Below are 8960 nucleotides of genomic sequence, written 5' to 3'. Positions count from 1 at the left end.
GTCACCTGGAACTGTTCGGCCGCCTGGTTTACATTTGTTGCCACAACAGTAGAAGCGGGCGCCGCCGGGTTTATTGATGCATTAACAGGCGAATTCACCGAAACATTCATGGACGCAGGAATTGATGCCGGCTCATGAGTTGATGCATTTGGTGAAGCGTATGTGTTCAACGCTGCATTCATTGCAGGCTCATTTGATTGCATTGAAAATTGTGATATAACTGCCGGTTGATCGGGCACCAGTTTCTCTACTTCCTGTTTCATCCTCAGCGTTTCTGCAGCGGTTTCTTCATTTGGCAGAATCAGCGGCATCAATACTTTACCGTTTCTTTCCTTTACAGGTGTTTTAGCCTCTACCTTATCAAAAGGATCTTTATACTCAAAACCGGTAGCTATCAGTGTAATGCCAACCTTATCACCCAGGGTGTTGTCATAGCCTAATCCCAGGATCACATCAGTGCCTTCACCGGCATGACTTAACAGATAATTTTGTATGATCTCCACTTCATCCATGGTGAACTCATGTTCGCCTTCGGCCGAATTGATATTGATCAGGATCCATTTAGCTCCCTTGATATCATTATCATTAAGTAATGGTGAAGTAAGTGCCTCTTCAATACAACGTTGTGCACGATTCTCACCACCAACGGCAGCACTTCCAAGTATTGCCACACCACCGTTCCGCATTACTGTACAAACATCCGCGAAATCCACATTTATCTGGCCGGTGCTGTTGATCACATCCGTGATACATTTTGCAGCAGTAGCCAATACGTTATCTGCTTTTGCAAATGCTTCCTTCATTTTCAGATTTCCGAACTGATGACGTAATTTGTCATTGCTGATCACCAGTAGTGTATCAACATATTCTTTCATTACATTGATACCAGCTTCCGCCTGCAACTGCCTTTTCTTGCCTTCATAAGAAAAAGGTGTAGTCACAATACCAACAGTTAATATACCCAGATCTTTACAAATCTTGGAGATGATCGGTGCACCACCTGTACCTGTACCACCACCCATACCAGCCGTGATGAATGCCATCTTGGTATTTACTTCCAGGATACTTTTTATCTCCTCGAGACTTTCTTCAGTTGCCTGTTTACCAATCGCGGGATTTGCTCCGGCACCAAGCCCCTGGGTCAGATGCGGCCCCAGCTGGATCTTGTTCGGCACACGACTCTGATGAATCGCCTGCGCATCAGTGTTACAGATGATAAAGTTTACTCCGTCAATGTTCTGACTGAACATGTGGTTTACAGCGTTACTGCCACCACCACCTACACCAATCACTTTGATGATAGATGATTTTTCCTTTGGTAGATCAAAATGAATCATAGCTTTAGAATTTCAGCCCCGTATCGCCCTCCTCGTTCCCGGAAAGCTTCTGAGACTATTTTTTACAGGTTAGTATAAATGAACTGTTGACTTTCAAACCCAATGGGCAGGGCTCTCATTGCTTCAAAATTGGTTGTTGATTGTTGTTGGTTATTGCTATTGTTGTTATTGCTATTGTTGTTATTGATGTTTGCTATTGTTGTTTGTTATTGTTGTTTGTTGATATAGTTCTTCATCAACCAGATCATTTGTGATTTTTCAAAGTGCTTCTTTAAATGAATCTTTATTGGGTGTTATGTTATTATTAATATTGATTGCTTCTACTACCAACATGAGGCCAAGAATGAATTCTGAACAAATAAATGTTTGTAATATCTTGTTATTTCGAAAATAATTTCAATCATCTTAAAAATAAGCCGACATCATTTGCAAACCAGGCTATTAATCATCAATCAAAGATCACTGTCCAAACTCACAACTCACCACTCACTCATAACTCATAACTCATAACTCATAACTCATAACTTCTTATCGTCTTCTTCCTTAAACAAATCAATGATTCCGTCTTTAATTTTTGTCCAGAAATCTTTCACATTTTTTCTAGATTCCATATTCACCACTTCGGGCATTTCTTTCACCAATACTTCTTCCCCATCCGTTTGCTGCTTCATCAATTCTTTTGGCACGGCAACCTTCTTAAACCCATTGTTGAATTGTTTACGGTTATGCTCATAATCACTATAACCCTTTAATATTAACCCGATACAGGTTGAATAGGTTGGTTTGGCAAGCTCTTCTATGTGACCCACTGCCAGGTGTTCTGTGGGATATCCAATTCTTGCGCTGCAACCAGTGATGTATTCTGTAAGCTGGCGAAGATGCATAAGCTGTGATCCGCCACCCGTCAATACAATACCACCATTCAGGGTTCGGTTATCCATACCGATCTGTTGCAGATGATAAGCAACAAATTCCATGATCTCCTTGATGCGACACTCAATAATCTTGGCAAGATTGGTTACACTGATCTCCTTAACGGGCATTCCACGAAGGCCGGGGATGGTAATAAATGCATTCCGGTTTGATTCATCAGGCAATGCTGACCCGAACTGAACCTTCATTTGCTCAGCCTGTGTTTTTAAAACACCCAGGCCGGTCTTAATGTCCAGCGTTATATTTTCACCACCGAATGGAATTACCGCAGTGTGTTTTAAAATGCCCTCATAAAATACCGCCAGATCAGTTGTACCACCACCGATGTCAACAATGGCTACACCAGCTTCCATATCTTCGGGTCCCATTACAGCGGCAGCTGAAGCCAGCGGCTGCAATACCAGGTCCTTTGCTTTGAGATTGCTTTTTTCAACAGCCCTGTTGATATTCCTGATGGCATTTTTATCACCGGTGATAATATGAAAGTTTGCACCCACCTTTACTCCACCATAACCAATCGGATTGGGTATGTTCTGAAAATTATCAACAGTAAATTCCTGCGCAATTACATCGATGATCTGATCACCGGCAGGGATATAGGTTTTGTACTGATCAGCAATCAACTGATCAATCTCACGTTGAGTGATTTCTTCATCATTATTCTGACGCACAATATCTCCACGGGTTTGGAGACTCTTGATGTGATGCCCGGCAATACCAACATAAACATCACAGATTTCCAGTTCGCTGTTTGAAGCATAACAGTTGTCCAATGCCAGTTTGATGGCCTTGATTGTTTCATCAATATTCAATACCTGGCCGTGTTTTACGCCGTTTGAATTTGAACGGCCAAACCCGATTATTTCCAGTTTTCCATATTCATTTTTTCGGCCGGCAATGGCAGCAATCTTTGTGGTACCTATGTCCAGTCCTACGATTATGGGTTGATTCTCTTTCATCATTTGCTTTTTATAGTTAAAATGCGGTGTTGAAACCGGGGGTATCTTGTTTGATTCGTTTGTTTCATTGTTTGTTTCCATATTTTCCGTTTTATTGATCAAATGATCTGTAAAATGTGCAGTGAACTCGCGAACACTGCACATTCATTCAGAGCCAATTCTCAGTTTCTTGCCGGCAGTCTTGCCTTTGGCGTTGGTTTTACAGGTTGGTTTTTCTGGATGGTAAGATCTTTTGTATCTCCAGGGTTCGCTGCGCTTATTATAGGGTATGTAGGATTATTGTTGTTGGAGGAATCAGCAATTGCCTGCTGCATTTCCTGCGCGGATTCAATCATTTCTTTGATGTTCTTTACTGCACGGATTGAATCTGCTTTGCTGATCATCATAGCTTTCTTAATCCCGATCACCTGCTGATCGTACTGAACATTGATACGGGCATATTTATTTATACCTGTTTTGCTGATTACCTGTTTGTAAAAAGTCATCAGCTTTTGAAATTTCTTTTCCGGATTTGCACCTGAACCAAATTCTATAATATGATTGCCGACAGTCGGCACCATTTCAAAATTGCGCGCTGGCGTAATTTCAACCTGCGCGATCTGGGCATTCCAGAAAGAATCGGCAGCAATATACCTGCTGATCGCCATCACACCATTTACCAGGATACTGTCTCCTGATTTGAAATTATTTTTCTCATAAGGAAATCCCGTAAACAATGGCAACTTCAACGTAAGCTTGTCAGACAAAGGCAACCTTTTACCTTCATCATCTATATAAAAACTGTTGCCGCCTGTTGTAAAAAACCTTGCCAGTGGTTTTCTTTCAACGAGTTTCACCTGCAATGTTTCGTTGTTATCAAAAAACAATTCTGCGTCTTTTATCCAGATATGTTTCTCCAGTTTTTCTTCCAGCCTGCGAAGATCAAAAGTTTGCAAAGCCCGACCCTTGATCTTCTCAGCACCATCACTTGTCAACTGGTTGATGATATCATTCCGGTCGAGCAGCCACTTTCCCTTCTTTTCTCCGTTTACCTCAATCGCAATGCCTTTGCAGGTTTTGTCATTTCTCGACCTGATGGCAGCTATCAGCAATACCAGTGTTGCCGAACCGATAATGATCCAGATACTGATAAAGATTATTTTCCTGATATTGCCTTTAATGCTCATTTTAATCTGTGAAGACCATTTTCATTTTTGATGTTGATTTCAATCTCCCGTTCATGTTAAAGCCTTATGCTCGTAAAATTCTTATGCTTTTCCTGACCGGCGTCCCACCCAACAGTCTTTGCTGACCGTCAGATGGGTACCAAGCAGGCGGGTTAGCCGTCCCGTTTCAATGTTATCCCGTTTCAATGTTATTTTATATGGTCAAGGTCGTTCAACAAGCTTCTCACCAGCTGAACAACAGTATTTATAGGTCGCTCAACAAGTTTTTCACCGGCTGAACAACAGTATCAATATCACCCGCGCCAGCGGTAATGATCAACAGTTTGTCAGAACCCCTTTTCGGTAACAATTCAGTTTCCAGGTAACGAACTATTTCTTGTTTTTCCAGGATCTTAACTCCTTTCTGATTCATCATTCTCACCACCATTTCAGTATTCACTCCTTGGATGGGTTGTTCCCGGGCCGGATAAATTGGTAACAATATTGTTTGATCCGCGAGGTCAAGACTGGTTGCAAACTCGCTGGCAAAATCACGCGTCCTGGTAAACAAGTGCGGTTGAAAAATAACCACACAATAAAAATCCTTAAACAAGGATCGGGCGCCCTCAATCAAAGCACGGAGTTCCTCCGGGTGATGCGCATAGTCATCAACATAAACCAACCGATCTGTCTTAACCTGGTATTCAAACCTGCGTTTTACTCCACGAAATGATTCGACTGCCGCTTTTATCTTTACATCTTCTATCCCAAGTTGATGAGCTACAGCTATTGCCGCAATCATGTTTTCCACGTTGTGAGCTCCTCCCATATTCAGGATCACATCATTCAAGTTCCATTTTTTTGCTTTGACAGAAAAACGATAGGTCCCCTGATTCATCACAATTTGTTCACTGTAAACATCAGAAGCCGGATTGTTAAGGCTGTAGGTGATATGATTGCCTGCACTGAACCTTTCTGATTGTGGCAATCCCCATTTGCTGATCAACAAACCGCCCGGTTTTAGCTTACCTGAAAATTCAATAAAGGCATCCTGCATGGTCTGCTCGTCCCCATAAATATCAAGGTGATCAGCATCCATAGCAGTGATCACTGCGATATCAGGACTGAGCTTCAGAAAACTCCTGTCGTATTCGTCTGCTTCAATAACGCTCACGTTTCTTTTATCGCTCCAGAAATTACTATTGTAGTTAACAGATATCCCACCTAAAAAGGCATTACAGCCGTAACCGGTATCGCGCAGAATATGAGCGATCATGGTCGAGACAGTTGTTTTACCATGGGTGCCTGCAACACCAATATTGAAAGAACTGTTTGTGATAAGACCAAGCACATCGCTTCTTTTCAAAAGCTTGTAATTGTTATCACGGTAAAAATTCAGTTCGCTGTGATTTTTAGGCACAGCGGGGGTATACACTACCAGGTCAGCGTCTTTGGGTGCCAGTTCAAGATCATCGGTATAATGGATATCAATACCTTCAGCGGCCAATGCTTTAGTAAGATTTGTTTCGGTTTTATCATAACCGCTCACAGCCTTACCATGAAACAGGAAATACCTCGCAAGCGCACTCATGCCGATACCACCGATACCGATAAAATATATTTTTGATATATCTTTTACATCCATCATTCTCCGTCGTTTAATAAAACTTTTGATGCTCTCAACACTTCTTTTGCAATCACTTCATCTGCATCCGTTACGGCAAGTTTTGCTATGTTTTGTTTTAGTTCTTCCTGTTTGTTTTTGTCTTTTGAAAGTTCCACCACAGCATCAACCAGCTTGCTGGCCGCATCTTTGTCGGTTACCATCAGCCCTGCTTTCTTATTTACCAGTTTCATTGCGTTTGCAGTCTGGTGATCTTCTGCTGCGAATGGAAATGGTACAAACACAACCGGTTTCTTAACAACACAAAGTTCAGCAATGGCCATAGCACCGGCCCTGGATATCACAATGTCTGCTGCCGCATAGGCATATTCCATTTTTGATATAAAGTCGTTCACCGAAATATTGGGTTTTCCTTCAACCAGTTCCTTAGCCTTTGGATGAAAAGCCTTTCCTGTTTGCCATATCAATTGAAGATTGTTTTCCAGGAACATGTCCAAACTTGCCGCGATGGCTTCATTAATGCCACGTGCTCCCAGGCTTCCACCAGTTACAAAAACGATAGGCTTTGCAGGATCCAGCTTGAAAAATGCTACGCTTTCTTCCCTGGTTACGCTGGATTTCACTATCGAATCGCGCACCGGGTTTCCTGTTACCAGTGTTTTTTCTTTCGGAAAAAACTTTTCCATACCATCGCCTCCAACAAATACCCTGGTTGCTTTCCTGCTTAATAATACGTTCGACTTCCCACCATATGAATTCGCCTCATGTATAAAAGTTGCAATCGATTTTGCCTGGGCATAACGTAGTACCGGGAAACTGGAATAACCACCAACACCGATAACGGCATCGGGCGTGAATTCATTCACTATCTTTCTTACCTGGAAAAAACTTTTCACAAGTTTGAAAGGCAAACCAATATTTTTTATCAAAGAACTCCTGTTGAAGCCGGCAATATCCAGTCCAATGATCTTATATCCAGCCTGCGGCACTTTCTCCATCTCCATTTTTCCCTTGGCACCTACAAAAAGTATTTCTGCAGAAGGATCAATTTTTTTGATGGCGTTCGCAATAGCAACAGCCGGGAAGATATGCCCCCCGGTACCACCACCTGCTATGATTATCTTTTTTGCCACCTTCAATTAATCTTCACCTTATTTTTTAATCTATCTGATTCTTCTACCAGGTTAAAATTGTTATCCTTTTTACGATTCTATTTTTTATTAAACTACCCGGATTAAGTCCTTCCTATCAGACTTTGTGTTAATTTTCCTCTGACCAGATTCCTTAATTAATCAACTTCAGTTGGCACTAAACCTTCTTTCCCTTCCATCTGTTCAACATTTCTTGCTACACTTAGTATGATCCCGATAGCAAAACAGGTAAACAAAAATGAACTACCACCCATGCTCACCAGCGGAAGTGTTACACCCGTTACCGGGAACAGGTTGACTGTTACCGCCATATTAATCAAGGCCTGGATCACTAGTGTAAAACTGAGACCCAAAGCCAGGAATACGCCAAACGCATATGGGCATTTTCTAAAAATCCGTATACATCTGAACAAAAACACCAGGTAAATAAACAATACAAACGCTCCCCCGATCAATCCATACTCTTCAATGATAATGGCATAAATAAAATCGGAATATGGATGCGGCAAAAAATTTCTTTGTTCGCTGTTACCGGGTCCCAGGCCAAAAAGACCACCCTTGGCAATTGCGATTTTTGCCTGGTTAACCTGGTAGTTCTCATCTTTGTCAATCTGCTTACTATCATAAACAAAGTTCTGTACTCTCTTTATCCAGGTTGAAACACGACCTGATTCCAGTATCGCCGGTAATTCTTTGCTTTTGCCTGCCTCTTTATCATAATAAGCTGCAGATAACGCAACCAACATCACAAGCGGTATCATTGCGATTCCAATCGTTAGTAAGATGTGTTTGATATTGATCCGTCCAATAAACATTAGTAGCAAACTAGTTGCCCCGATTAACAAAGCGGTCGACAAATTTGCCGGCGCAATCAGCATACAAATAATACCTACTGGTATTATAACAGGTAGAAATCCTTTTCGAAAATCTTTTATAACATCCTGCTTTTTGCTCAACATGCGGCTCAGGTACATAAAGAGGGCAAGTTTTGCAAGATCTGAAGTTTGAAAAGTAAGGTTGATCAAAGGCAGCCTTATCCAGCGGCTTCCTTCATTTAATGTTACTCCAAAAAACAGTGTATAAATTAATAAAGGAATCGACAACAGGAACAATAACCGGGCCGCTCTCGAATACAATGTATAGTTAACGCGATGCGAAAAATAAATAATTGCCACCCCGATCCCTATAAATACAATTTGCTTAAAAAGATATAACTCCGTATTGCCTTTATTAAGCCTGTAAGCCAGCAACCCGGTTGAACTATACACAACCAGCATTGAAACCAATGCAAGCAACAACACCATGGCCCATATCACCTTATCACCCTGGGTCTTCTGACCAAGTTCTTTCAGTGCACTTTTCTGTATGGTAGAATAATCGTTCATAAAAAAACTCATCACTCAATAACTCATCACTAACTCATCACTCATAACTCATAACTTTCCTAAAGGTTTTTGACTGCTTGCTTAAACTGCGTTCCCCTGTCTTCATAGTTTTTGAATAGATCAAAACTGGCGCAGGCCGGGCTCAGCAAAACAACATCACCCTTGTTGGCAAAATGAAACGCAGTTTTCACTGCTTCTTCGGCACTGCTGGTATTCATTATCAGCTGAACATCGTTTTGAAAAGCCTCATGAATTTTCCGGTTGTCTGTACCCAGGCAAACTATCGCTTTCACTTTTTCCTTTACCAGGTCAGTAAGAATGGAATAGTCATTCCCTTTATCTATTCCACCCAGTATCAGGATGGTCGGCTGCTCCATGCTTTCAAGGGCATACCAGGTACTGTTCACGTTCGTAGCCTTGGAGTCG

General features: G+C 41.7%; 7 protein-coding genes. All 7 read right to left on the bottom strand.

Annotation, left to right across the window (positions count from 1 at the left end):
• On the bottom strand, positions 1-1337 hold a 1337-nt coding region (gene ftsZ / locus VK664_RS23550; protein WP_461401166.1), incomplete at its 3' end, for a cell division protein FtsZ.
• A 518-nt stretch (positions 1338-1855) separates the two neighbouring features.
• A complete protein-coding gene (gene ftsA, locus VK664_RS23545; protein WP_461401165.1) occupies positions 1856-3310 on the bottom strand; it encodes a cell division protein FtsA in 1455 nt (484 codons plus the stop codon).
• A gap of 80 nt (positions 3311-3390) precedes the next feature.
• Positions 3391-4395, bottom strand: coding sequence for a cell division protein FtsQ/DivIB (locus tag VK664_RS23540; RefSeq protein ID WP_461401164.1), 1005 nt, complete (start codon positions 4393-4395; stop codon positions 3391-3393).
• A gap of 244 nt (positions 4396-4639) precedes the next feature.
• Positions 4640-6022, bottom strand: coding sequence for a UDP-N-acetylmuramate--L-alanine ligase (murC, locus tag VK664_RS23535; RefSeq protein WP_461401163.1), 1383 nt, complete (start codon positions 6020-6022; stop codon positions 4640-4642).
• Complete coding sequence (murG, locus tag VK664_RS23530) at positions 6019-7131, bottom strand: undecaprenyldiphospho-muramoylpentapeptide beta-N-acetylglucosaminyltransferase (RefSeq protein ID WP_461401162.1); 1113 nt, start codon at positions 7129-7131, stop codon at positions 6019-6021. The genes murC and murG overlap by 4 nt, the downstream gene beginning before the upstream one ends.
• Positions 7132-7286: 155 nt before the next feature.
• Positions 7287-8534, bottom strand: a complete 1248-nt coding sequence (locus VK664_RS23525; protein WP_461401161.1) for an FtsW/RodA/SpoVE family cell cycle protein — start codon at positions 8532-8534, stop codon at positions 7287-7289.
• A 59-nt stretch (positions 8535-8593) separates the two neighbouring features.
• Positions 8594-8960, bottom strand: a 367-nt coding sequence (locus VK664_RS23520; RefSeq protein WP_461401160.1) for a glutamate ligase domain-containing protein, incomplete at its 5' end; no start/stop codon positions are given.

The sequence above is a fragment of the Flavitalea sp. genome (genome assembly GCF_035489435.1).
Taxonomy (GTDB): Bacteria; Bacteroidota; Bacteroidia; order Chitinophagales; family Chitinophagaceae; genus DATHKG01.
The sequence above is the reverse complement of the archived record's forward strand: the minus strand, read 5'-3'. Positions and strand labels throughout refer to the sequence as shown.

What these genes read in the sequence shown, in the direction of transcription:
- ftsA (WP_461401165.1), bottom strand. Translation starts at nt 3,310, where the DNA reads ATGGAAACAAACAATGAAACAAACGAATCAAACAAGATACCCCCGGTT.
- VK664_RS23540 (WP_461401164.1), bottom strand. Translation starts at nt 4,395, where the DNA reads ATGAGCATTAAAGGCAATATCAGGAAAATAATCTTTATCAGTATCTGG.
- murC (WP_461401163.1), bottom strand. Translation starts at nt 6,022, where the DNA reads ATGATGGATGTAAAAGATATATCAAAAATATATTTTATCGGTATCGGT.
- VK664_RS23525 (WP_461401161.1), bottom strand. Translation starts at nt 8,534, where the DNA reads ATGAACGATTATTCTACCATACAGAAAAGTGCACTGAAAGAACTTGGT.